The organism is Arthrobacter methylotrophus (assembly GCF_039539965.1).
GTDB classification, from domain to species: Bacteria; Actinomycetota; Actinomycetes; order Actinomycetales; family Micrococcaceae; genus Arthrobacter; species Arthrobacter methylotrophus.
Genome location: NZ_BAABED010000001.1, coordinates 4,897,259 through 4,918,512 on the forward strand (window position 1 = coordinate 4,897,259; position 21,254 = coordinate 4,918,512).

General features: G+C 64.0%; 23 protein-coding genes, 3 pseudogenes and 2 riboswitches. Of the genes and pseudogenes, 14 read left to right on the forward strand and 12 right to left on the reverse strand.

Going from position 1 to position 21,254, the window contains the following annotated elements; translation table 11 throughout:
- Nucleotides 1–26: 26 nt before the first annotated feature.
- Nucleotides 27–992, forward strand: a complete 966-nt coding sequence (locus ABD884_RS25170; protein WP_345054207.1) for a DnaJ C-terminal domain-containing protein — start codon at nucleotides 27–29, stop codon at nucleotides 990–992.
- Nucleotides 993–1,021: 29 nt separating this feature from the next.
- Nucleotides 1,022–1,444 (forward strand): heat shock protein transcriptional repressor HspR, encoded by a 423-nt coding sequence (locus ABD884_RS25175; protein ID WP_345033281.1) that lies wholly within the window; start codon nucleotides 1,022–1,024, stop codon nucleotides 1,442–1,444.
- A gap of 4 nt (nucleotides 1,445–1,448) precedes the next feature.
- Here ABD884_RS25175 and ABD884_RS25180 read toward each other — a convergent pair whose 3' ends face one another.
- The gene (locus ABD884_RS25180) at nucleotides 1,449–2,090 is read right to left on the reverse strand and encodes a CG0192-related protein (protein WP_345033283.1); all 642 of its coding nucleotides are present in this window, start codon (nucleotides 2,088–2,090) and stop codon (nucleotides 1,449–1,451) included.
- Nucleotides 2,091–2,137: 47 nt separating this feature from the next.
- Nucleotides 2,138–5,575 carry a DEAD/DEAH box helicase gene (locus ABD884_RS25185; protein WP_345033284.1) on the reverse strand — a complete coding sequence of 1,146 codons (3,438 nt, stop codon included), beginning with the start codon at nucleotides 5,573–5,575 and terminating at the stop codon, nucleotides 2,138–2,140.
- Between the two features lie 167 nt (nucleotides 5,576–5,742).
- Here ABD884_RS25185 and ABD884_RS25190 point away from each other — a divergent pair, with 167 nt between their 5' ends.
- On the forward strand, nucleotides 5,743–6,585 hold the full coding sequence (locus tag ABD884_RS25190; protein WP_345033285.1) for a DMP19 family protein: 843 nt from the start codon (nucleotides 5,743–5,745) through the stop codon (nucleotides 6,583–6,585).
- Nucleotides 6,586–6,729: 144 nt separating this feature from the next.
- On the opposite strand, the gene ABD884_RS25195 is transcribed toward ABD884_RS25190, so the two are convergent.
- Nucleotides 6,730–7,302 (reverse strand): COG4315 family predicted lipoprotein, encoded by a 573-nt coding sequence (locus ABD884_RS25195; RefSeq protein ID WP_345033286.1) that lies wholly within the window; start codon nucleotides 7,300–7,302, stop codon nucleotides 6,730–6,732.
- A gap of 155 nt (nucleotides 7,303–7,457) precedes the next feature.
- On the opposite strand from ABD884_RS25195, the gene ABD884_RS25200 reads away from it, so the two are divergent.
- Nucleotides 7,458–7,958, forward strand: a complete 501-nt coding sequence (locus ABD884_RS25200) for a sigma-70 family RNA polymerase sigma factor (RefSeq protein ID WP_345033288.1) — start codon at nucleotides 7,458–7,460, stop codon at nucleotides 7,956–7,958.
- Nucleotides 7,955–8,698, forward strand: coding sequence for an anti-sigma factor family protein (locus ABD884_RS25205; RefSeq protein WP_345033289.1), 744 nt, complete (start codon nucleotides 7,955–7,957; stop codon nucleotides 8,696–8,698). The genes ABD884_RS25200 and ABD884_RS25205 overlap by 4 nt, the downstream gene beginning before the upstream one ends.
- A 39-nt stretch (nucleotides 8,699–8,737) precedes the next feature.
- Here the strand turns inward: ABD884_RS25205 and ABD884_RS25210 are convergent, their stop codons facing one another.
- The 3 genes and pseudogenes from ABD884_RS25210 to trmB form a co-directional block, all read right to left on the reverse strand.
- Nucleotides 8,738–9,550 carry a methylenetetrahydrofolate reductase gene (locus ABD884_RS25210; RefSeq protein ID WP_345033291.1) on the reverse strand — a complete coding sequence of 271 codons (813 nt, stop codon included), beginning with the start codon at nucleotides 9,548–9,550 and terminating at the stop codon, nucleotides 8,738–8,740.
- A gap of 17 nt (nucleotides 9,551–9,567) precedes the next feature.
- Nucleotides 9,568–10,600, reverse strand: a pseudogene (gene lipA / locus ABD884_RS25215) (lipoyl synthase).
- Between the two features lie 49 nt (nucleotides 10,601–10,649).
- Nucleotides 10,650–10,755: riboswitch (glycine riboswitch) on the reverse strand.
- A gap of 1 nt (nucleotide 10,756) precedes the next feature.
- Nucleotides 10,757–10,853, reverse strand: a riboswitch (glycine riboswitch).
- Between the two features lie 121 nt (nucleotides 10,854–10,974).
- Nucleotides 10,975–11,905 (reverse strand): annotated as a pseudogene (gene trmB, locus ABD884_RS25220) (tRNA (guanosine(46)-N7)-methyltransferase TrmB).
- A 78-nt stretch (nucleotides 11,906–11,983) separates the two neighbouring features.
- Between trmB and ABD884_RS25225 the strand changes: the two are divergent.
- From ABD884_RS25225 to ABD884_RS25245, 5 genes and pseudogenes are all read left to right on the forward strand, one after another.
- Nucleotides 11,984–12,483 (forward strand): annotated as a pseudogene (locus tag ABD884_RS25225) (MFS transporter); the annotation flags it as partial.
- A 233-nt stretch (nucleotides 12,484–12,716) separates the two neighbouring features.
- Nucleotides 12,717–13,157, forward strand: a complete 441-nt coding sequence (locus ABD884_RS25230) for a hypothetical protein (protein WP_345054215.1) — start codon at nucleotides 12,717–12,719, stop codon at nucleotides 13,155–13,157.
- 84 nt (nucleotides 13,158–13,241) lie between these two features.
- Nucleotides 13,242–13,649: a hypothetical protein gene (locus ABD884_RS25235; protein WP_345054219.1), complete on the forward strand. Its 408-nt coding sequence runs from the start codon at nucleotides 13,242–13,244 to the stop codon at nucleotides 13,647–13,649.
- A 246-nt stretch (nucleotides 13,650–13,895) separates the two neighbouring features.
- Nucleotides 13,896–14,549: a hypothetical protein gene (locus tag ABD884_RS25240; RefSeq protein ID WP_345054225.1), complete on the forward strand. Its 654-nt coding sequence runs from the start codon at nucleotides 13,896–13,898 to the stop codon at nucleotides 14,547–14,549.
- A gap of 126 nt (nucleotides 14,550–14,675) precedes the next feature.
- On the forward strand, nucleotides 14,676–15,002 hold the full coding sequence (locus ABD884_RS25245) for a hypothetical protein (protein WP_345054228.1): 327 nt from the start codon (nucleotides 14,676–14,678) through the stop codon (nucleotides 15,000–15,002).
- On the opposite strand, the gene ABD884_RS25250 is transcribed toward ABD884_RS25245, so the two are convergent.
- Nucleotides 14,942–15,523 carry a hypothetical protein gene (locus ABD884_RS25250; protein ID WP_345054231.1) on the reverse strand — a complete coding sequence of 194 codons (582 nt, stop codon included), beginning with the start codon at nucleotides 15,521–15,523 and terminating at the stop codon, nucleotides 14,942–14,944. The genes ABD884_RS25245 and ABD884_RS25250 overlap by 61 nt on opposite strands.
- Before the next feature lie 70 nt (nucleotides 15,524–15,593).
- On the opposite strand from ABD884_RS25250, the gene ABD884_RS25255 reads away from it, so the two are divergent.
- Both ABD884_RS25255 and ABD884_RS25260 read left to right on the forward strand, forming a co-directional pair.
- Nucleotides 15,594–15,887 (forward strand): hypothetical protein, encoded by a 294-nt coding sequence (locus ABD884_RS25255; RefSeq protein ID WP_345054234.1) that lies wholly within the window; start codon nucleotides 15,594–15,596, stop codon nucleotides 15,885–15,887.
- Between the two features lie 98 nt (nucleotides 15,888–15,985).
- Nucleotides 15,986–16,195: a hypothetical protein gene (locus ABD884_RS25260; protein WP_345054237.1), complete on the forward strand. Its 210-nt coding sequence runs from the start codon at nucleotides 15,986–15,988 to the stop codon at nucleotides 16,193–16,195.
- Nucleotides 16,196–17,133: 938 nt separating this feature from the next.
- On the opposite strand, the gene ABD884_RS25265 is transcribed toward ABD884_RS25260, so the two are convergent.
- From ABD884_RS25265 to ABD884_RS25285, 5 genes are read right to left on the reverse strand one after another with little or no spacing between them, the layout of a single operon-like run.
- Nucleotides 17,134–17,871 (reverse strand): hypothetical protein, encoded by a 738-nt coding sequence (locus ABD884_RS25265; protein WP_345054240.1) that lies wholly within the window; start codon nucleotides 17,869–17,871, stop codon nucleotides 17,134–17,136.
- 34 nt (nucleotides 17,872–17,905) lie between these two features.
- Nucleotides 17,906–18,076, reverse strand: a complete 171-nt coding sequence (locus tag ABD884_RS25270) for a hypothetical protein (protein ID WP_345054243.1) — start codon at nucleotides 18,074–18,076, stop codon at nucleotides 17,906–17,908.
- 52 nt (nucleotides 18,077–18,128) lie between these two features.
- Nucleotides 18,129–19,379, reverse strand: a complete 1,251-nt coding sequence (locus tag ABD884_RS25275; RefSeq protein ID WP_345054246.1) for an LAGLIDADG family homing endonuclease — start codon at nucleotides 19,377–19,379, stop codon at nucleotides 18,129–18,131.
- 49 nt (nucleotides 19,380–19,428) lie between these two features.
- Nucleotides 19,429–20,025 (reverse strand): hypothetical protein, encoded by a 597-nt coding sequence (locus tag ABD884_RS25280; RefSeq protein ID WP_345054251.1) that lies wholly within the window; start codon nucleotides 20,023–20,025, stop codon nucleotides 19,429–19,431.
- Nucleotides 19,980–20,195 carry a hypothetical protein gene (locus tag ABD884_RS25285; protein WP_345054254.1) on the reverse strand — a complete coding sequence of 72 codons (216 nt, stop codon included), beginning with the start codon at nucleotides 20,193–20,195 and terminating at the stop codon, nucleotides 19,980–19,982. The genes ABD884_RS25280 and ABD884_RS25285 overlap by 46 nt, the downstream gene beginning before the upstream one ends.
- 330 nt (nucleotides 20,196–20,525) lie before the next feature.
- Between ABD884_RS25285 and ABD884_RS25290 the strand changes: the two genes are divergently transcribed.
- The gene (locus ABD884_RS25290) at nucleotides 20,526–20,666 is read left to right on the forward strand and encodes a hypothetical protein (protein WP_345054258.1); all 141 of its coding nucleotides are present in this window, start codon (nucleotides 20,526–20,528) and stop codon (nucleotides 20,664–20,666) included.
- Nucleotides 20,663–21,223, forward strand: a complete 561-nt coding sequence (locus ABD884_RS25295; protein WP_345054261.1) for a hypothetical protein — start codon at nucleotides 20,663–20,665, stop codon at nucleotides 21,221–21,223. Before ABD884_RS25290 ends, ABD884_RS25295 begins: the two co-directional genes overlap by 4 nt.
- Nucleotides 21,224–21,254: the final 31 nt, after the last annotated feature.

Sequence of the window (21,254 nt, forward strand, 5' to 3'; positions counted from 1 at the left end):
GTGGTACACAACGAAAGGAAACGCCCTTGGCCAGCCAGGACTGGGTTGAGAAGGATTTTTACGCCATCCTTGGTGTCGCCAAGGACGCCCCTGACGCTGACATCAAGAAGGCGTACCGCAAGCTTGCGCGAAAGTACCATCCGGATACCAATTCCGGTGACGTTACCGCGGAGAAGAAATTCAAGGACATCTCCGAGGCCTATTCGGTGCTCTCGGATGCCGAGGAACGTCAGCAGTACGATGCCATTCGTGCCATGGGCGGGGCACGATTTGCCCCTGGTGCCGGCCGCGGCGGACCTGCCAATGGCGGGTTCGAGGACCTCTTTGGCGGGCTTTTCGGCGGCGGTGTACGTCAGCCGGCCGGAGCCGGTGGCATCCCTCCCGAGTTCGCTGACCTGTTCGGTGGCGGCTTCGGCGGCGGACAGACCGGCTTCCAGCGCGCCCCACAGAAAGGCAGCGACCGCACGGCATCCACTTCGATATCCTTCGCGGGATCCATCCATGGCACCACGGTGAGCTTGCGCGAAAGCAACGGCAACGTCATCGACGTCAAGATTCCCCCGGGCATCAGGGACGGCCAGAAGGTACGTCAGCGCGGCAAAGGCAATCCCGGCACCGCGGGCAACGGAGACCTCATCATCACGGTGAACGTCAAGTCCCACGATTTCTTTCACCGCGACGGCGACAATATCCGCATCCACGTGCCGGTCACCTTCGCGGAGGCCGCCTTGGGTGCCAACATCCATGTGCCAACGCTCGACGGCGACACGGTCACCGTCCGCGTCCCGGCCGGCACCCCCTCGGGCCGCACGCTCCGAGTCAAGGGCCGCGGCGTCAAGACGTCGAAGGGCACCGGCGATCTGCTGGTGACGATCGACGTCGCCGTCCCGCAGAACCTCAACAAAGAGGCCGAGGAAGCTGTCAAGGCATTTGCCGCTGCCACTTCCGACGCCGATCCCCGTCACGACCTGGCCACCAAGGCCCGCTTGTAGCGGGAGCAGCACGCGGGAGGGACCTAGCCATGGGCATCGATACCAACGAGCCGATCTTCGTCATCTCCGTCGCGGCCGAACTGGCGGACATGCACCCGCAGACCCTGCGCCAATACGACCGCCTCGGCATCGTGTCGCCGAGCCGTGCCCCGGGCAAGTCCCGGCGCTACTCCCAGCGCGATATCGACCGCTTGCGCGAGGTTCAACGGCTCTCCCAAGAGGGCGTTTCCCTCGAAGGCATCAAGCGCATCCTCGAGCTCGAAAACCAAGTGGCAGCGCTGCAATTCCGCGTGGCGGAGCTGAACGAGGAACTAGAACGCCGGCGGAGCCCCATGGAGGCCCGCATTTTTGCGGCCGGAGCAGCGGGCGACGTCGTCAGCCTGGCCCGTGGGCAGCGGCCCCGGGCGCGGTCCCAAGCAGTGGTGGTGTGGCAGCCGCGTCCGGGGGAGTAGTCCCCTAAGCCAGTGACAGGGTCGCCAGAAGGACGGGGCTGCCTTGATCCGCCCAGGTACCGCTCAAAGTTTCCTTGCCGTTGAGAGGCCCGCGCTGGGCCCCTGGATCCAGAATGCGGTGCACCAGCAACGTGAGTTCGCCGGCGTCGATGCTGGTGATGCCGTCTTCGGTTCTCGGGACTGCCGGACTCAGGACCGGGACGTCGGTGCCGGATGCTCCACTGCCCTGGACCTTGACGGAGCTGGTGCGCGGCTCCAAAGCGCCGTCCACCTCCACAAACTGTTTGGCTTCCCGTTGGCCCGTAAGGATGGCGGTTGCCAAGGCAGCGACGTAAACGGGATCGGCGCAAGCGTCGTACACCCACCTCCTGCCCAGCACGGAGTGTTCCATGGTGCCCAGCAGCGAGTCTCCCGCGCCGACCAATTCCGAACCGCGGTAGCTCAGCGGAATCTGGTAGACCTTGCCGCCGTGGGAGAGCAGATGGGTTTCAAGTCCGACTTCGCCGTCCGGATCCTCGAACCTGTAGGCGCCGAGGAGCTCGGGCTGCGCGGAACCATCCTTGGTGAACCACGGCTGCTGGGGCAGGTACTTCTCGATGAGTTCCAGTTTGCTCGGACGCAGGGTTGCTCGATGGATAATAGCCATGCGGTCCAGCCTAAGCCACCTCGAAGCAGTTGCTTCAGGCACCCCCCCTACTCCGCGAACAAGCCCGCCAGGTCCTCCGCCGTCAGGGCGCCACCAGTCAGGGCATCGCCTTCCATGACGTCCGCGAACAACTGCGACTTCTTGGCCTTGAGCGCCATGACCTTTTCCTCGATGGTGTCCTTGGCCACGAGGCGGTAGACCATGACGTTCCTTGCCTGTCCGATCCTGTGGGTGCGGTCCACGGCCTGTGCCTCCGAGGCCGGGTTCCACCACGGATCAAGGAGGAACACGTAGTCGGCCTCGGTCAGGTTCAGGCCGAAGCCCCCGGCCTTCAAGGAAATGAGGAACAAAGGTGCCGCGCCGTTCTTGAATTCGCTGACGACGTCGGCCCGGTTCCGGGTGCTGCCATCGAGATAGCAGAACTCGGTACCCTCTTCCTCAAGACGCTGGCGGACCTTGCCCAGGAATCCCGTGAACTGGCTGAAAATGAGCGCCCTGTGCCCTTCGGCAACAATGTCTTCGAGCTGCTCGAACAGCACATCCAGCTTGGACGAACGCACCGCGGACAGGGACTCATCCACCAGTGAGACATCCAAGCTGAGCTGCCGCAAAAGCGTGAGCGATTGGAAGATGGTGAAGCGGTTTTTATTGACGTCGTCAATGAGTCCCAGGATCTTCTGCCGTTCACGTTGCAAGTGCGTCTGGTAAACCTTCTGATGCCGCGGATTGAGCACCACTTCGAGCACTTGCTCCTGCTTGGGCGGCAGGTCCTTGATGACTTGCTCTTTGGTGCGGCGCATCATGAGGGGACGGACCCGACGTCGGAGCTTGGCGAGCTGGGCCTTGTCGCCGTTCTTTTCGACCGGCTTCTGGTAGTACTCCGCGAAGCGCCGTGGGCTCGAGAACAGCCCGGGGGCCACGATCGAGGTCAACGCCCAGAACTCCATGAGGTTGTTCTCCAAGGGCGTTCCCGTGATGGCCAGCTTGAAGGATGCCGGGAGTTTCCGGGCGCATTGGTAGGCCTTGGACTGGTGGTTCTTCACGAACTGGGCCTCGTCCAGCATCAGCCCGGCCCATTCCTTGGCGGCGTAAGCCTCGTAGTCGATCCGGAACAAAGCATAGGAGGTGATGACGACGTCGGCCTCCGCCATCGCTTCGAGCGGATCCGCGCCGCTCTTGGCAAAAGTCTCGCCGATGGTCCTCACGGCCAGCCCGGGAGCGAAGCGCTGCACCTCGGCCGCCCAGTTTCCCACGACACTGGTGGGCGCCACTACTAGAAAAGGGGCATACGGGGCGTGGCGGTGCCCGGTGCCAGCGCCACCGGCGTCCCCGGCACTTGAAACGGCCTCCTTCGCGGCGCACATCAAGGCAATTGCCTGCACCGTCTTGCCGAGGCCCATGTCGTCTGCCAGGACCCCGCCCAGGCTATGCCGGTACAGGAAACTCAGCCAGTTGAAGCCCTCCAGCTGGTACGGGCGGAGCTCGGCGTTAAGCGAGCCCGGCAGCGGCAGCCCGGTCACGCCGTCGTCGAGCAAGCCGCCTACGGCCTCGCGCCATGCGGCAGCCTGCTCATCCACGATTCCCAATTGCGCGAGCTCGTCCCAGAGACCGGCCTGGAAACGGCTGATCTGCAAGGTGCCGTGCCGGTCCGGGTTGTCCTGCAGGGACCGCGCTTCGTCAATGAGCGCGCGGAGCTGGTGTAGCTCGGGCAGGTCCAGGGAGAAGTAGGCGCCGCTGGGCAGCAACATGCGGCTCTGACCTGCCGCGAGCGCAGAAAACACGGCAGCAAAGGACACCGGTTCGCCCTCGAGGGTGATGACGATGCCGAGATCGAACCAGTCGCGGCTGTCCGTGGCCTTGGTGGAAATGGAGACCACGGGAGCTTCGGTGGCTTCGCGGTAATCGGCGATGTCGCCGGAGGTCTCCACCACGACGTCGGCCAGCTCGCGGAGCCGGGGGAGGACCTCTTCAGTGAACGCCAGGGTGTCCAGGCCGTCGAGCTCCACCGAGTCGGCAAGTCGCGGGGCTCCCCATCCGCCGCTGGAGGATTCGCCGAGCGCCGGGACCACATCCCAAGGCCGGCCCAGGGACTCCAGGATCCGGGCTTCCTCGGCGTCGTCGCGGTAGCCGTGATCGTCAGGGTACCGCCAGAGGGGTTGGGCCGTCACGAGCTTGCCGGCCTTGTAGTGCCATTCCCAGTGCAACCGGACCCGGTGGTCGGCGCCGTAGTTCGCCAGCAGGGACAGCGTGGGCACAGCGAGGACCGGCAGCTCCACTGAATGGTCCGCTGCCGTGACCCGGGTGGACTGCTTAAGCTTCGGATAGAACGCCGTGAGGAATCGCTCTTCGTCCTTCGCCGGAATCTGGAGCCGGGACGCGCTCATAACGAAGTCCAGCAGTTCCTGGGACTCGCCGCCCTCCAAGGGGGCCAGGGTAATGAGGTTCCCGGGGGCCGGAACACCGGGCAGCGGACCCTCGTCGGGGCCAGTGAAGAACAAGCCATGCGCCGGGCGGCCGATCAAGCCCAAGGCGGCCGGATCGAGGGCGTCCCCGCCCAGGGTCACTGACGGCGCCAGCTGGAGTCCGTCGTCGGGCTGGCCACTGTTTGAAGGGTCGATGCCCAAGCGGCTGAGGTCAAGCCCGACGACGGCGGGCTCCGCGGCAATGCGGACCGGCTCGGTCCCGCCGGAGTGGATGAGCGATACCCCGATTTTCGAGGCCTCAGCCAGCAGGCTCCACAGGTTCTTGCCAGCGAATTCGTTGAGCAGCATCCACATGCTGGACGTGAGCTGCCGGTAGTCCGTGGTGGAATGCGCGGCGAGGAAGTTCTGCATCCACTCGATGTGGGCTTCGTTGAACTCGCGCTTGTAGCCGAGGTAGTTCAAGTTGGTCCAGGAGACATCGCCGCGGATCCACTTGCCTTTGGCGCCCATCATCACGGGGCGGGCTTTGAGTTGGCGCACGCTCCGGAGGGGATCCCGGCGGCCGGTGTAGGAGAAGTGCGCAGCCGGTTCTTCCACCTCGAAGGCCAGCGCCAAGGGCAGGCCTTGGCCCTGCGGGGTGTTTCCCGGAGTGGCGATGAGCTTGCTGAGGGTCTGCTCCCAGGCGGGCCGTTGCACGATTCCGCCGTGCTGGGCCGTCTGTCCGGCAGCAGGAGCGCTGAGTAGCTGCGCCCGCACTGTGGGAAGGTCTTCGGCGGCGAAGAGCAGGGCAGCAACATGTTTGCAGTCCTTGCGGACCGGACAGCTGCACACTCCGACGGTGCAACTCCAGCCACCGGGTTTACGGACCAGTTTGGCCGAGGTCGAATACGGTGACGGGCCGCTGCCCCGGACCTTCCCCATCATCAAGCCGGTGGAGGAGTCGAAGGTGACGCTGCCGACCCGGCTTCCCATGGCGTAGGCGAGTCCGGCCGCCAAGGAGCGGTCGTTGATGGCGGGTGTCTGAATCGCCAGTTCCCAAGAGTCGTCTGAGCGGGAAGGCATTCGTTGGGGCTACTTTCGGCAGGAGGCTATCTATGAATCCTAGCCAGCCGGGAGCGGCCCTGAAACTTTGCCGGACGTTCACCTCGGCCTAGCCTGCCCGGCTGCCGCCCCCGCGTACGTTGAAAGGGTCCGGAGCAGCACAAGCTTCTTAGCAGTGAGGAAATCCCATGACGAGCAATGAGACCATCTTCAGGAACGTGACAGTTCTGACGAAGGACAGCATCGACGCCGCCGACGCAGACGTTGTGGACGCGAACGTCACCGTGGTCAACGAGATGTACGAGGAGCTCCTCAACCATGAGGAAATCGCCACCAACGCGCTGCGCAGCTACTTTGTGGACTACTACCTGACCCAGGCACTCGCAGGCGGCTTCGCCCAGTACGTGTTCACTGTCCCGGAGCGCGAAGAGGTGGACGTGTTTGTCCGCGAAGGACTCGAAGGAATGGGCGCAACCGGCCACCTTGAGCTGTTCAACCGCACCGCTGCAGCCTTCGATTCCCTCTCCGAGGACGACGTCGAAACTTACTTGGATGGCGACCTTGACGAGTCCGAGGAGGCGCCGGAGGCCGTAGCCGAACTCGAGGCCCTCGACGGCGAGTTCGAGTCGCTCCTGGAAATCGAGGACATCATTGCCCTCAACGCGGCCTGGCTCCGCGGCCAGGACGGCGTGCTCTACCTGGACGAGGAGCAGCTCAAGGCCCACATCGCCGAGCGCGTGGCCCTCATTCCCAACCTTGAAGAGCGCCAGGCCGAGGCGGCCGAGGCCGAACTCGAGAACGCCCCTGAATTCGAGCTCATCATCCGTGAACTGTGCGACGTTGCAGGCTACACGCTGGAAAAGATCACCATGGGTGATCCCAACTACGAACACGACGGCGAGACCATCCTCGCCTGGCACTTCACCACCGACCAGGGCAAATTCATCATGATCGAGGAGGAAGAGGAAGCCTTCATGATCCACCCGGAGACAAAGGAAATCATCGCTGCTGTTGAGTTCGAAGACGCCTAAGACGCTCGCTCACCTATAGGCCTCCCCGGGCAGACGCTCGCTCACCTATAGGCCTCCCCGGCAAACGCTCCTTCAGATCTGCCGGCCGGCCCGGAAAGACCTGAAGGAGCGTTTGCCTTTTGGTGTGGAAAAGTGAGGGAGGGTTTAATAGCCCATGCTGCTGCTCGGGGTCACCATGGAGCCGGACGGGCTGACCAAGGACCAGACACCACCGACGCCCTGGCCCTTGATGTCGCCGGGAGCCTTGTCCTGCCCGAAGAAGTAGAGGGGCATGCCGTTAAGGGTGATCTGCATCTTGCCGTCTGCCGTGGGGATAGTGCCGAGAGTTCCGGTCACGTCCTCAGCCGCAGGCTTGCTCGAGGTCGTAGTCACGGCTGGCCACGAAGCGGCGCAACCGCCGGTGCAGGCACTCTTCCCGGAGTCCTTGACGTCCTTGGTGAAGACATACACGCTCATGCCGTTCGCAGCTACCACGATCTGGCCGGCGCTCGACGTCGCGGTCTCCAGATCATAGGCGGCGGAAGCGCTCGACGACGGTGCCGGGCTCATCGCCGTCGGGCTCGGAGCGCTTGAACTCGATGCCGCCGGGCTGGATGCAGTAGGACTGGGACTGGCGGCGCTTGAGGACGTGGAGGACGCGCCGGGGCTTCCTCCGCAGGCAGCCAGGGCGATGGCCAGAGCAAGGACGCCGAGACCGGTGCTGAGTTGTTTCTTCATGGGGTGCTCTCCTTTGCTGCGCCGGCCATGGACGTGCCGGAAACTAACCCCTACGACGCTGCGGGGTGAAGAATGGTTCACGGGGCTGAACCTTTTTCGTGGCGGGCACGTCGTATCGCAGGAGAAGGGGAAGCTGAAGCACACAGGAGGCGCCAATGCCGCTCGACGAGGACGTGGTGGCCGCAATCTACCGCGACCACGGCACAGCCTTGCGCCGCTTCGTGCTGAGCTGCACGCCCGACGCGCACTTGGCTGACGACGTGGTGCAGGAAACCATCCTCCGCGTGTGGCAGCACGCCCCGCAGATCACCGGGAGCCTGCGCAGCTACCTTTTCCGTACAGCCCGAAACGTCATCATCGACAACTACCGCAAGGCCCAGCGGCGCCCGGCCGAAGCCTCCGAACGCGACATGGCGGATCCGGAAGAAGCCACCGAACGCGTAGACGAGCTCCTCAACAGGGTCCTCATGGAAGAAGCGCTCCTGCGGCTCAGCACCGAACACCGGGAGGTCCTGGTAGCACTACACTACGAACGTTTCACGGTCAACGAAGCCGCACTCAGGCTCAACATCCCCAGCGGAACCGTGAAGTCGCGGGCCTTCTACGCCGTCAGGGCGCTTCGCACGATTCTGGATGAAATGGGGGTGCAGCGATGAACGAGACGGAACGTCACCAATTGCTGGGCGCCTACCTGCTCGGCGGCTTGGAGCCCTCCGAAGCCCGAGCCTTCGAGGCGCACCTGGAAGCCTGCACGGATTGCAGGGGCGAGCTGGCCGAGCTGGAGAGCCTCCCGGCGCTCCTCGATGCCGTCCCCGTGCCCGACGCCGTCGCGCTCGCCGCCGGGCGCAGCGCCCTCGAGCCCCCTGCCGCGGCGCAATCCGCTGCACAGCCCTCCTGGTCGACGCCGGCCCCCTCCGACGCTCGCTCACTTTTGGGGGCCTTTTCCGAAACGCTCCCGCAGCCGATCGTTCTGAAAATGGCCGCGCGACGCCGGAAATCCCGACGCCGGTGGATCGCCCTGGTGAGTGGGGTGGCCGCCGCGTGCCTTGGCTTGGGCATCCTGGCCGGGCCGGCGCTGAACCAGCCACCCAAGCCTGACGCCAGCTACTCCGTGCAGACCGACAACGGCTTGGAACTCTCAGTGGGGCTCGTCAGGAAATCGTGGGGAACCGAGTTGCAGCTGGAAGGCCGCAGCATGCCGTTGCAAGGCACGATGTACCTGTGGGTCAAGGGCCGCGATGGCACGGAGGAGATGGCTTGCGGCTGGACCGCGACGTCCAGCGGACACATCAAGGTGACGGGCGCGACGCCGGTCCAGCTCGCCGGGATCTCGGGTGTGGAACTCCGTGACGATGCCCAAAAGACGGTCGCCGTCATTTCGGTCCCGGGAAGCTAGGGGTTCCCGGGACCTGGTCGGCCGGCGGCTCCCAGCCGGCTACGAGGGTGCTGCTCCGCTGGCAGCCGGATCGGGCAGATCGCTTCGCTCCCAGGCGGGCATGTCCAGTCGGTTGAAGCTATAGAGATGGATTCCCGAGATACCTTCAGGCTGCGCCATGAGCTCGGAAACCAGGCTTCCCGGTGAGTACCTGTCCCCGCTCAGCAGCTTGCGGGCAAGAGTTCCTTTGCTGCTGAGGAACTTCAGGGAGGTCCCAACGCCGATCTGGGTTGCCAGGGCCAGCAGTTTGGTCCGCGGAACGGCTCCGGGCACCCCTGCCCACACCGGCAGTTTCACGCCCTCGCGACGCAAGAGTGCTGCGTAGTCGAGGATTTTCGGGGCGGAAAAGCACATCTGCGTGACCACGTGGGTGGCCAAGTGTTGTTTGGTCAACAAGGCATCCAGCAGGTCCAGCCCGCTCACTGAAGGGTGGCCCTCCGGGTAGCCGGCAATGCCCGCCGTGATCCTACCGCCGGAATGTTCCGCGATGTCCTCCAACAGGGGGAGGGAGGACGCATAAGGGCCGGCGCCTTGCTGTCCGTCTCCGCCGATGGCAAAGACCTCAGTGATCCCGGCAGCCTCGCAGTCCCGGAGGATGCCTGAAAGCTGAGCCCGGTCCACCAGCCGCCGTGCCGCGAGGTGCGGAATCACGTTGTAGCCGAGCAAACCGAGCCGGACCGCTGTCGCCATGGTCTGTGCGATCCCGTGATGGGGCAAGCACGTAATGGTGAGCGTTGTGGAAAGCGGCACCTCGGCCTGGACTTTCTCGACGATTCCGTCTGAGGGAATGATTTCAATCCGCGTGGGGAACATGCTGGGGTCCTTACGGATCAGGCCGTCGCATGGTGTGCGAGGAGGGTGCGGGCTTCCTGGCGGGTGGTGCCGGAGTCCTGGATGCCTTCGGCGATGTGGGCAATGTGCTCTAAGTGCACCGGGATCTCGCGGCCTTTCTTGCGCATCGCGGTGGCCCAGAGGCGGCCGGCGCGGTAGGAGGAGCGGACCAGGGGGCCGGACATGACGCCGAGGAAGCCGATTTCCTCGGCTTCGGTGGCGAGGTCGACGAATTCCTGGGGTTTGACCCAGCGGTCCACGGGCAGGTGCCGTTCGGAGGGGCGCAGGTATTGGGTGATGGTGATCAGGTCGCAGCCCGCGGCGTGCAGGTCTGCCAGGGCTTCGGAGATTTCTTCGCGGGTTTCGCCCATGCCCAGGATCAGGTTGGATTTGGTGACCATGCCGCGGGCCCGGCCCTGGGTGATGACGTCCAGGGAGCGGTCGTAGCGGAACGCGGGGCGGATGCGTTTGAAGATCCGGGGCACGGTTTCGACGTTGTGCGCGAAGACTTCCGGTTCGAGTCGCAGATCGCGTTGATGTGTTCGGGTTTGCCGGAGAAGTCCGGAATGAGCAGTTCGACGCCGGTGCCGGGGTTCAGTTCGTGGATCTTGCGGACGGTTTCGGCGTAGAGCCAGACGCCTTCGTCGGCGAGGTCGTCGCGGGCCACGCCGGTCACGGTGGCGTAGCGCAGGGCCATGGACTGGACGGAGCGGGCGACCTTGGTGGGTTCGAACATGTCCACCGGTGAGGTTTGCCGGTGTCGATCTGGCAGAAGTCGCAGCGGCGGGTGCATTCGGAGCCGCCGATCAGGAAGGTCGCTTCCTTGTCTTCCCAGCATTCGAAGATGTTAGGGCAGCCGGCTTCCTCGCAGACGGTGTGCAGGCCTTCCTTTTTCACGAGGTTCTTCAGGCCCACGAATTCCGGGCCCATCTGGACCTTGGCCTTGATCCATTCGGGCTTGCGTTCGACCGGGACGGCTTTATTGCGCTGTTCAACGCGCAGCAGCTTACGGCCTTCAGGTGCCAGGGTCATGAGGAACTCCATAATTCAGGTGGCGCGGACGCACCACGATGATTCGGTCCCTCCCCGCTCTGTCTTGGACCTGAGAGATTCCGCGTCCGCTGCTTTCGCAGCCGCCCGCTTGCACCGTCGGTGAGTCCGGTTGCCCGGCCTGCTTTCCAGAGTTGCCTTGCCGCGGCGGTACGTGGGCCTGAGAGATTCCTGGGAGGATTTGCTCCTACGGCGCCTGCTGAACGTACCGGCAGGACTCTCCCGCCGCAGATCATAAGCACGTGCCACCCTTCGGTGACACGTCTCACATGGTATCCGGTGCCCGGACGGCACGCAATGAGGGGGACCGAGGTGACCAGACTGCGTGCTCGCGACTAGCCCGCATCGTGTTGTGACTAGATCTTGCGGTAGCTGAGGTCGAAGATCATGCGTCCGGCCTCGTGGGCCTTGTTTTCGAAGCTGGTGCGGATCCGGCCATCGAAACGCGGAGCCCACCCACCCACGTGATCCACACCCTCATTGGGGCCCGTATGTTCGGTGCTGACCGGTGCGCGGCCTTCCTTGACGGGGGCCCCTCCCACCATGGATTCGACGCCGGATTCCCAGACCTGGGTAAGGGGCTTTCCGCGCCGGTCCGCTCGCCGTCGTGCAGGTTCTCAAACTCAGTGGAGCCGGCGAGGACTTCGCGGACGTGAACGGCGTAGTTGGACCAGTCGGTGGCGATCCGCCACAGGCCACCCTTTTTGAGGGACCGTGCCGCGAGTTCGGCGAACGCCGGTTGGATGAGGCGGCGTTTGTGGTGCCGCGACTTGTGCCACGGGTCCGGGAAAAAGACCCACAGCTCGCTGACCGAGCCGCCGGGAGCATGGTGGCCAGGACCTCCGGGGCGTTGGCTTCGACCACCCTCACGTTGCTGAGGCCACGGCTGTTGATCTTGATCATGGTGTTGGCTAGTCCGGGCGTGTAGACCTCCACGGCGAGGAAATCCTTGTCCGGGTTTTCCTCTGCTGCATGGCACACGGCGTCGCCAAGTCCCGAGCCGATTTCGACGATCAGCGGCGCCTCGCGCCCGAACTCCGCTTCGGCGTCGAACACGTAATCCGGGTGCACCGAGGTGTTGGCGACATGCCGTGGAACCTGGACGGCCCAGCGGTCCGAGTGCTCTTCCCACGCGGCCTGGCGGCGGCCCTGAAGGCGCGTCCCGCGGCGCACAAAACTGACCGGCCGGCCGCCATAGGTGCCGAAGGAGGCTTGGGTGCCAGGGTCACAGGGCGCGAGGACTGCGGTGTTTCGTGGGAAGTTTCGGGGAATCTGGGTTTCACTCATCCACTCCAGAATACCGTCGCCGGGAGAAGGGCCGGCGGGCGGAACCTGCGTATGTGGACAAACTGCCAGAATGGGGTAGTGACCCCTGCTTCAAGCGCCCCCAAGAACACCAGCCAGCACTTCGGCGTCGCCGAGATCCTCGTCGACGCCGAGATTGACGATCTTCCCGCCGCGGAGCCCACCCGGGTCACGGCGCGCCGCGGACCGGTCCTCCTGGGCATCTGCCTCGTGCTCATCGGGTTGAACTTGCGGACGGTGTTTTCGAGCTTCTCGGCGGTCCTTCCGGAAGTCACTGCCGACGCCGGACTGCCGGCTGGGCCGTGGTGGTCCTCACTACCGTACCGGTGACTTTGTTGGGGGTCTTCGCGCCGTTGGCTCCAATCCTGGCCCGTCGTTTCGGTGCCGAGAGGGTCTTGCTCGGTGCGATGGCCGTGCTGACCGGCGGGCTGCTCCTGCGTCCAGTGGACCTCGCCGGACTCGGGCATTTGCCGGCTCTGCTCGCGGGAACGGCCGCGTGCGGTGCTGCGATTTCCTTGTGCAACGTGTTGCTCCCCGGGGTGGTCAAACGCGATTTACCGGCAATGCCCTGATCGAACCGCCGGCGCCGTGCTACAGCTTCACCGGTGCCTACTGCGCGGTCCCGGCTTACGAAAACCGGCCGAAGTGGCTGTCGTGGTAAGCAGGCCGGCCCGTCGGCTCACAGAGAGCATAGGGACACCATGAAGCAAGGTAAGAAGTCCTGGGGCCGCCGTCGGGTGACGGCCGTGATTGCCGGTATCACCGGGCGTCGCGGCCGTCACCGTGGGTGCGGTTGCTCCTCATTAACACCGCCGCCGAGGGGACGCCGCAGGCCACCGGAATTCCGGCCTACGCTCCGGCCAACTCGGATACCCTCGTGGTGGCTCCGTACACGGAGAACTGGTGGGCGAAGATCACCGCCATGGCTCCACGGGAATTCATGCTCGATCAGATCACCCCTGACCATGATCTGAAAATCGCCCACATCGGCTACTCGCGCAGCCAGGACACGGTGGAACGTCCGGTTCCCGGCCCCTTGCGGGTGTTCTTCATCGAAGCGGCCGATGCGGCGGAGGCCGGCCGCATCGCCACCTGGTTGAAATCCGCCACGGCTACGATCACCGGGCCATCCATGTCAACGGCAGCATCATCGCCATTACCGCGGCATGGATCAAGGACTATAACGTCCCCTCCCAGTCGATGGCCTCGGACCCGCAGTTCAGGACGGCGCTGACCGATAAGAAAGCCAGCATGTGGTTCAGCCCGGTCCGCGAAGCAGCGTCCCTGACGGGGGTCGGGAACCGGAGAAGACCAAGCCTTGGAAACCTACGTGGAGAAGGGTATGGGCTTCAGCAACGACACCGCATGGTCCGGGACCAGTTCCGACGGACAGTCCTGGTCAGGGACCTTCACCGCGGGCGGGGTGGATCCGGCCCGGGTCAACTTCACCGATGCTTCCTCGGCACTGATGTCCCAGCGGAAGGTGCTGGCCACCATGGACACGAAGCCAGGCCAGAATACGAAGTCCACATATCTGGTTTCCGATCCCGGACTGAGTGCTGTCCTTACGACGACAACGGTGTCGGTGTCATCGGCCGGCTCCCTCGGAACGAACGCCATGCCCTCGAATGTTCCGAGCGTCCAGGATGCCAAGATGACAGCGGTGCAGAACTTGACGACCTTGACCCGGGCCGCAACCGGTGACCCGGGGACTCTGAAAGCGTGACCTCTCGGTCGATGTCGGCCAACGGTACAGAAATGATCATGTCATTCACGTATGCTCCAACTCAGGAGAAGTGAGAGACGAGTTTTTGACGAGATGCAATCTCGCATGTAACGTCCAGGATATGGAGAAGAACTTGAAGCGACTTTATTCCGGCATCGGCACGACCGCACTGCTCGGCGCGTCTCTGGTCCTGGGGGCCGGGCAGCCAACGCTGCCGGCTGCCCCTCCGGTGAGGTCTGGAGTCCGATGGCCGGCGGTGGCGGCTTCTGCGCACCCGCGTACAGCGGCGGCGGCTCGGGCGGCGGCACTGGGACCAACCTCGGCGGCGCCCCGGTCTACACCGCCCCTCAGGCTCCCGTGGAGCAGGGGCCGGCCGCGCCCGCGGCTCCGGTGCGCACCTACGTTCCGCAGCCTCCTGTCTACACTCCGCCTCAGGCACCGGCGGCCCCGGCTCCCGTCTATCAGGCGCCCGCACCGCAGGCTCCCGTCTACCAGGCACCCGCGGGCGGTGGCGGCTACGTTGCGCCGAGCGGGAACGCTCAGGCGGGGACCTACTCTGGCGACAGCGGCTACACGCCTCCGGCGCGGAGCTACGTGAACCCCGGAACCGGCGCCACGCTGCAGCAGACCGACGCGGGAACCTGGGTCGACGCGGCCACAGGAGCTGCGGTCGATCCTGCAACCGCCGCGGCCGCCGATGCTGCTGCACCTGCGGCAGCTCCCGACCAGGCGACTCCCGACCAGGCGGCCGCCGATGCGGCCAAGGCCCAAGCCGCCGCGAAGGCTGCCGAGGAGAAGAAGACTGCTGAGATCAAAGCGGCCGCTGAGACCGCCGTGATCAAGGGAGAACGTCAAGGATGCTGTGGCGAAGGCCTGGGCCTCACGCTAGCTGGATCGTGATTTGAAATGCCCCGCCGCGGAATATGCGGCGGGGCTTTTTCGTTCCGTTTGTGGCTTGGATCGCTTGGCGTAAAGACGCTAGACTGTTACGGTAAACGCTTTTCCCGCCGCACACCCTGGAGCCCCATGACCACCGCCCCCGCAACCAGCCCCCTGGAGTCTTTCCAGCACGGCCGTGACACCTTCCTCGCCGTTGTGCTGGGCGGTATGTCAGGGCTCGAAACTTCTGTCCTGGAATTCCAGCACCAGCACGAACGGCAGGCCCGCGTCGCCGGCGCCGAGCTCGCAGAGGTACTCCGCGATAAGTCGCGGCTCGAAGACCAGCTAGGGGAGCAGGCACTGGAGCTCGAAGCGTCCCGCACCCACGTCTGCGCCGTCCCGGACACGCGTGGCTATTTCGCCGCTGATGACGCGAGTGACTCCTCGCCGATGTCTGTTCCGCCGCAGCAGTAGCCTCCGTTTCTGAAGATGCAGCACGGACCATCTCCGAACTGCGTGCCGGTCTTGAGGCAGAACAGCGCGTTAGCGCCGGAATCCGTGCCGAGCTCGAAGCCGAGAAGATCATCAGCGCCGGACTCCGGACGGAGATCGACAAGCTCGACGGCGCCCTGGACGACGTCGAAGGACAGCTGCGCTCCGCCAGCGAGGCGCACATCCACTACGTCCGCGAGACCCAGGAGAGATTCGACCAGCGCCTCGCTGCAGGCGTCCGCGGCGCCGAGACGGGTGTCCGCGGCGAAGCGGTCCGGATCATCGAGGCGATCGCCGCCGACAACCCGGCACTGGCCGAAGCGGCCGACCTGTTCTCGGTTGCGTTCCCCGCGGAGGCAGCGCCGGAAGACAACGCGCAGGAGATCTATCCGCTGCGTGCTGAGGAGACCCAGGGAGCAGACACCGATCCTGCTGAACAGGCTGAGGCTCCTGCAGCCCCGCAGCTGGCCGATTGAGCCCGACTGGGACCATGTAGGAGCCACCACGGCACCTGCGGCCGAGGACTTTTTCAATGCCCTCCCGGCGCCGGAACCGGAAGCTGCCCCGGCGCTGATGACCCAGGCCCTCCACCCTGCCCCGGACCTGTCCGATGACGCCATCCTTGATCCGAACTTCTTCGACAACCCGGAGCCGCTCGAAATGCCCGCCGGCGAAACCGTCCAGGCGCCCGCACCGGCCGATACCCAGGCCGATGTCCCCAAGCCCGGCTACGGTCTCTTCGGTCGCAGAAGGAAAACCAGAACGCCTAACCTCCAGACGCCTGGCCTCAACGCCCCGGCAGATTTCCGCCGGGGCTGCTGGTATGTGCGAAACTTGGCGAATGGCGCGATCAACGCCAGCCACTGACCGCTGGTTACAAAACGTGCGTCGACTATTCTGGCAGGGCCTTGACCCTGTCGTACAAACGGCGGCGCTGATCTTGGTGAGCGCCGGGGTCGTCCCTTATGACGCTAGGATTCACAGCAGATGCGACAGGATTCTGGAAGCACGCCTCCTTCTCGCCCAGCATCCTTTCCTCTCTTACGTCGGCCTGCTTCGGAATCCCGCTGGCTCTTGTCGTCCTCCGCTATCTGATTGATCAGCAAGATGAGCTTTCAGCCCGACGCGCAGCTTATCGCCTGGCGACGGCAACCGCCCGCAGATGGATGATCTAGCGGAGTTGTTGATCAGAGACAAAGCTGCCCTCGAAGAGGCAAGGTCGCAAATTTTTGTTTGCATTCTCTGGAGACGCAGCTTTGATCCACTCCCTGGGGCTCGGCAATCGCGCATCGAGGCCTTTATCCCGGGGACAAGGTCATATAGGAGGAGGGCGTCGTTGCTGAGGAAATATGACGAGCCGGCGAAAAGCAACCTCCTTCGTGCTTACGAGTCGTTTCAACGGGCCATTGCTCCTCATCCGGAACGCTTTCAGATACTTCAGGAGATGGGCTTCACCTGGCGCTATCTCGATGAGACCGTCCGTCCAAAGCTCCTGGAATCTGGCTTGAACTGGCTGGATCCGGAAACCGTTGCCGAGTTGCGACGAGTCTCATGGGATCCGTTTGAGGATGACGGCAGATGGCCAGGGCAACAAATGGTCCACATCAAGGGTGACGCGGCACACATCTTGTTGTCATCGTCGATGGAACTTAAACCTGAGGTTTTCCGCAACGCGATGCTGGACCTTGCCGATAGTTTAATTTCATACAATTCAGCACTCGAACGGATACTGAGTCTCGTGAGCGAAATCAGCGACCAGCTGAGTGCTGACTCTCCGCAAAAAAGAGAACCCCAGACCCGACAGGCCACTTTGGAGAGATACCGGGACTGGGATGCTGCCAACATGGTGTCAGTAAGCGGCCGTCCGTTCTTGTCCAATGCCGAGCCGCACAGCACTCGGCCACGGGCCCCACCACGGCAGCCAAACTGGTGGCGGCCGGGTCCTGGAATTCAGAGGACTCTAAGAAGTTCTCCAATCTGCGCCATCTGCCCCGCAATGATGCCATGCGCCATTAGATCTGTCCCTACAGGTCTCCCCCCGTTACACGGGCGGATCAGAGCCCTATCGCTCGCTGCTCAATGAGTCTTGACGCTGTTCAAATCCTGGCGATACCTAGGCCCGGCCGGCCATGTTGGACAACTGCCGGGACTGGGACGCGGCCAGCGCGGCGCCCTTCAGCGGCCTGCCGTTCTCGTCGTAAGCCGAGTCGCCCATCATGGCCATCATCGGGTCAGGCATCGCCTCGCGGCGGGCAGCTGTGGCTTCCGATTCGTCTCCAAGGGTGGGAAGATACTTGTTGATTTCTCTTGAGCTGGGCTCAACGCTCGAGGACTCCTTGACTCCGAGCTTGCGGAGTGCCCTCTGGTAGTCGTCGGTCGTGGCGAAGTACGATTTGTAGACAGCCGGCGCGTCAGCCTCTAGGGCAGCCACTCCGACGCCCTTCGCGCGTTTGCCACCGGACTTCACGTTCTCCGGCACGTTCAGTACAGCCGTCTCGTCGGCGAAGATCTGCCCACGTGCGGCCTTAGACGGGTTCACACCCTGCAGGATCTTGTGACCGATGAGGGTGCGGAGCCCTGGATCCACACCAGTATTGGCGTTGGTCGCCTGAGTAGAGATGACCATACGAACACCGACGAAGCGCAGCTCGGCGATGATCTTGCGCATGTAGGACTGGATCATGGCGCGGGCGAGGTTCCGTTCGGCGATCTCCATGAAAAGCGGGTGGTCTTTCGGGATGCCTTTTGGGACGGGGTCGGGTACGACGAGGGCGGAGACCTCGTCGATAATGACGAGGATGGGCTGGAAGCGTTTGCCGGCGGGCATGTCGAGCCAGTTATTGATACCCATCTCCTTGAGCACCTTGCTTCGGCGGGCCCCTTCATCACGGATCAGCCCAAGCGTTGCGACGGATGCTTCCAGGAGTCACAGCCCCAGCCTCCGGACGACAGAACGAACGTGCCCATTCGAAGTCAATGGCTTTGGAGACGTCGTCGACTACGGCCAGGGCCGCCCCGTTGGACAGGGCGTCGGCGATGATCGCGTTGAGCGTCACAGTGTTGTGGGTCGGGATGAACCCATCCGTCAGTACAGGTGGCTCGGGTGGTTCACCCGGATGCAGCGACCCGAAGCACGCCCGACAGATCGCACGTCGGTGATGTAGATCCAGTCCTGGGTCGCGCGGACATTCCCGGCCTGACGCTCCAGCTTCCGCGGCATCCGAAAGACCGGCGTTGCCGTCGTGAAGTGGATGCGGTACCGGTCCCGACAATCCGTCGGGTCCTGACTCCTTGACCGTCAGTGGACGTGATGGCGGCGTCGGACTCATTCATGGATGCTTTGATGCCAAGGCTCCGGATCAGCTCCAGCGCATCGGTAGCGAGTCGCTCATCGCACAGTGTCAGCTCACAGCTGCCCTTGACGTCGACGGTGCCGTCTGTGTCCATGAGGCCCTGAAGGAGCGCCAGTCGTTGTGCACTGGATGCCCGGAGGTACTCTGCGGGAATGCGCTTGTTGTAGAGCACGCCGAGCCGGTCCAGGACAGCCCGCAGTGGGCTGCTGACGTGCGTGCGTTCACAGTAGCGGCAGCTTCGGCAAAAGCGGTTTCCGCCGGAAGTCACGTGCCAGTTGGCATCGTGGCCGCTGACGCACTTGGACGGATCCTTACGGCCGAAGTGCAGCGTATGGGTTCGTCCATCGGCGAGGTGCTCGTCGCGTACGACTGGACCCCACTCCGCCTCCAGGAGCGGGCGCATGACATCAAGCTCATCTGCCCCGACGGTGATAGCGCCGGCGCGTGAGCTGCCGTCGCCGAGCCAGGCTCCCAGGAAGTACGGGTTGACAGCCAGTGCTGCTTCGGGGAGGACCAAGCTGCCGGACAACTGGACGGCGAAGTTGGCGCGTCCGTCCTGCACACGGAACGCCTCCGCGATCTCGCGGGCCTCAACGGTTTTCAACAGAGGCTGCCGGTTGGCCGGAGCGTGATCGAGGTGAGCAATCCACGCTTCGATGAACTCGTCCACCGCGTAGAACCGGGCATGTCCGGAGCCCGATCCCACGAGGTACGGGAGGGCGGCTTGTTTGGCGAACGTTCGGACTGTATTGATCGCGAGTCCGGTGAGTCGGGAGATAGTCGCGGTATCGGCACCAACCGACTGCTCGCAGGCTTCGGCCGCGATGGCACGGAGGCGCGCGAACTCTGCCTGCCGAGCCGCGTCGGTTGCTGACCTCTTCGCGAGCCTCATCGGGTAGTGGGAGTGCCGGGTGTAGCGAGTGGAAACCGTCCAGAGATGGCCCGGGTCGCAGCGGACAGTTTGACCGTCGCTGAACTCGAATTCCAGCACTTCATCATCGACCACAGGTGAGAGGTAGTCGACCTCCGTAACATCCCCCGATGCGGCGAAAACTTCATCGCCGACCTGGAGCTGACCGATCGTGGCCCAGCCAGACGGAAGCGAGACGAAACGGGGACGGGCAGCTTGGAGTCCAGCGGCTGGCGCTTACCACTACCTGGCGTCCCCGCCACCAGCGCCCAGGCGGAGGCGGTCCAGTCAATGCTGATTTCATCGCCGGAGTCTTCGCCCGGGTCCGCAAAAACCATGCCGAACGGCGTCCGGTCAAGGCTTCCCTTGCCGAGCCGGGCCAGCGGAAAGGCGATGCCTTCCGGGAACGTCGGGGAGCGGACGGAATGATGGACGCTGTGAGCTTCTGGGCGTTCACCTTCACGTACCAGCCGTCGCGGCCAACGACACTCGTGGCGACTTCCTCGAGCTTGGAGTCGTGCTTGGAGGGCATGTAAGTGCGAGGGAGCTCCAGGTCAAAGCCGCCGTCCCGGCGCGGCTTCACCTGGACTTCCCACGGCTTCACGCCCAGGGCCAGCGCGGCGGCGCCGCGGCAGCGGGCGGTTTCGGGGCTCAGCTGGGTGAGTACGGCCTTGCCGAGGAAGGGCTCGAACTTGGTCATCTCCCAGCCGTCCCCGTGCTGGTCGGCAAGCTTGACGGCCATCTTCTCGCCGTCGTCGGCTTCACGGAGCGGGGGAGCCGGACCTCCTTGGTCTTGGACTTGTCATTGTGGCTGACCTCCGTGATAGCGACCTGGCGGGTGGCGACGGCGACGCCGTCTTCGATCGAGTCCACCTCGAATCCCTCGCCGTGCATGTCGGTGATTTTCTTCATCAGCGGGGACATGTGCCGGGCCGGATCGAAGCCGGGCGGAGTTTGACGCGGATGCGTTCAGTGCTGGAAGCCACGCTGGGGGCCTTTCGTGTTGCCGATGTCTCTACCGGAAACATGCGTAGACGAAGGCGTCGGCACCTGTTCTTGTCCTGGCCACGGGATTCGGCAGGCCTTCTGGTTATACTTTCGGCAGTTGGCTGGCGATGATGGGGGATTCGAATGTCTGATTATTGTGGTTGTGGAAGCCTGGCGAAAGCCCGCTGCCGGTGCGGGACGACAATCTGCTCGCTGCATACCCAGCATCCGCAGACATACCATAGCAATGCCTTGATGATCGCCGCACGCGTCCACGAGGGGCGAGCGGAGCACGGTCTGTTCGCAGCCCTCGACAACGCGTGGAGCGCTGCTCCAAACATCATGTGCGGAACCTGCTATTCGCGCACCATCGACGAGGTGGCAGCCCGTACGTGACGGCATTCCGGGATCATACCGATGGCAGGGCAGAGACCATAGCCGCCGTCCTGCTCAGGAACGAATCGTGGACGACAGGGCGGGAATACCATGCCACCGAGACAATCGGACAAAAAACCCTTCGGGCGGCCGGGCATCGCGTTTCCTGGTCTCACCCGGATTCCTTGGACACCGCGGCGAGACTCTATGCCAGCAGTCACGGTGAACCTCCGGAAACGCCGATCCGGGTGAAACGCTATACCGAGCAGACGAAAATGTTCGGCGGCTCGAAGCGGGTAGAAACCGTCATCTCTCTGGGTTCGATCAGGGCATGGCCCATCACGGCACAATACAACGACGACGGCTACCAGACCCCGGTCACCGTTCTGGTTGGGTCCAGCGGCACCCATAGAGAGGCCCAGATCAGCAACCCGGTGGATGGGCAATACTTTTACGGGGAAGAGGAGATGACCAAGGCGAAGAGCATCCTGGAAGGTGCCTTCCAACCATTAGCCACTGCGGGCCTCTTTTTCTCGAAGGAACAAGCCCTCGCCAAGGCGCTCACCAGCGGCATCTGAGAGCTGTCCGGGTACGTCCAAGCGCCTGCGG

Coding starts and splice junctions, on each gene's coding strand:
- ABD884_RS25195 (WP_345033286.1), bottom strand. CDS start 7,302: ATGAAGAAACAACTCAGCACCGGTCTCGGCGTCCTTGCTCTGGCCATC.
- ABD884_RS25190 (WP_345033285.1), top strand. CDS start 5,743: ATGACGAGCAATGAGACCATCTTCAGGAACGTGACAGTTCTGACGAAG.
- ABD884_RS25210 (WP_345033291.1), bottom strand. CDS start 9,550: ATGTTCCCCACGCGGATTGAAATCATTCCCTCAGACGGAATCGTCGAG.
- ABD884_RS25255 (WP_345054234.1), top strand. CDS start 15,594: ATGACCCAGGCCCTCCACCCTGCCCCGGACCTGTCCGATGACGCCATC.
- ABD884_RS25185 (WP_345033284.1), bottom strand. CDS start 5,575: ATGCCTTCCCGCTCAGACGACTCTTGGGAACTGGCGATTCAGACACCC.
- ABD884_RS25280 (WP_345054251.1), bottom strand. CDS start 20,025: ATGGCCGTCAAGCTTGCCGACCAGCACGGGGACGGCTGGGAGATGACC.
- ABD884_RS25245 (WP_345054228.1), top strand. CDS start 14,676: ATGACCACCGCCCCCGCAACCAGCCCCCTGGAGTCTTTCCAGCACGGC.
- ABD884_RS25285 (WP_345054254.1), bottom strand. CDS start 20,195: ATGAAGAAAATCACCGACATGCACGGCGAGGGATTCGAGGTGGACTCG.
- ABD884_RS25180 (WP_345033283.1), bottom strand. CDS start 2,090: ATGGCTATTATCCATCGAGCAACCCTGCGTCCGAGCAAACTGGAACTC.
- ABD884_RS25240 (WP_345054225.1), top strand. CDS start 13,896: ATGGCCGGCGGTGGCGGCTTCTGCGCACCCGCGTACAGCGGCGGCGGC.
- ABD884_RS25265 (WP_345054240.1), bottom strand. CDS start 17,871: ATGGGTATCAATAACTGGCTCGACATGCCCGCCGGCAAACGCTTCCAG.
- ABD884_RS25200 (WP_345033288.1), top strand. CDS start 7,458: ATGCCGCTCGACGAGGACGTGGTGGCCGCAATCTACCGCGACCACGGC.
- ABD884_RS25290 (WP_345054258.1), top strand. CDS start 20,526: ATGATCGCCGCACGCGTCCACGAGGGGCGAGCGGAGCACGGTCTGTTC.
- ABD884_RS25175 (WP_345033281.1), top strand. CDS start 1,022: ATGGGCATCGATACCAACGAGCCGATCTTCGTCATCTCCGTCGCGGCC.
- ABD884_RS25260 (WP_345054237.1), top strand. CDS start 15,986: ATGACGCTAGGATTCACAGCAGATGCGACAGGATTCTGGAAGCACGCC.
- ABD884_RS25205 (WP_345033289.1), top strand. CDS start 7,955: ATGAACGAGACGGAACGTCACCAATTGCTGGGCGCCTACCTGCTCGGC.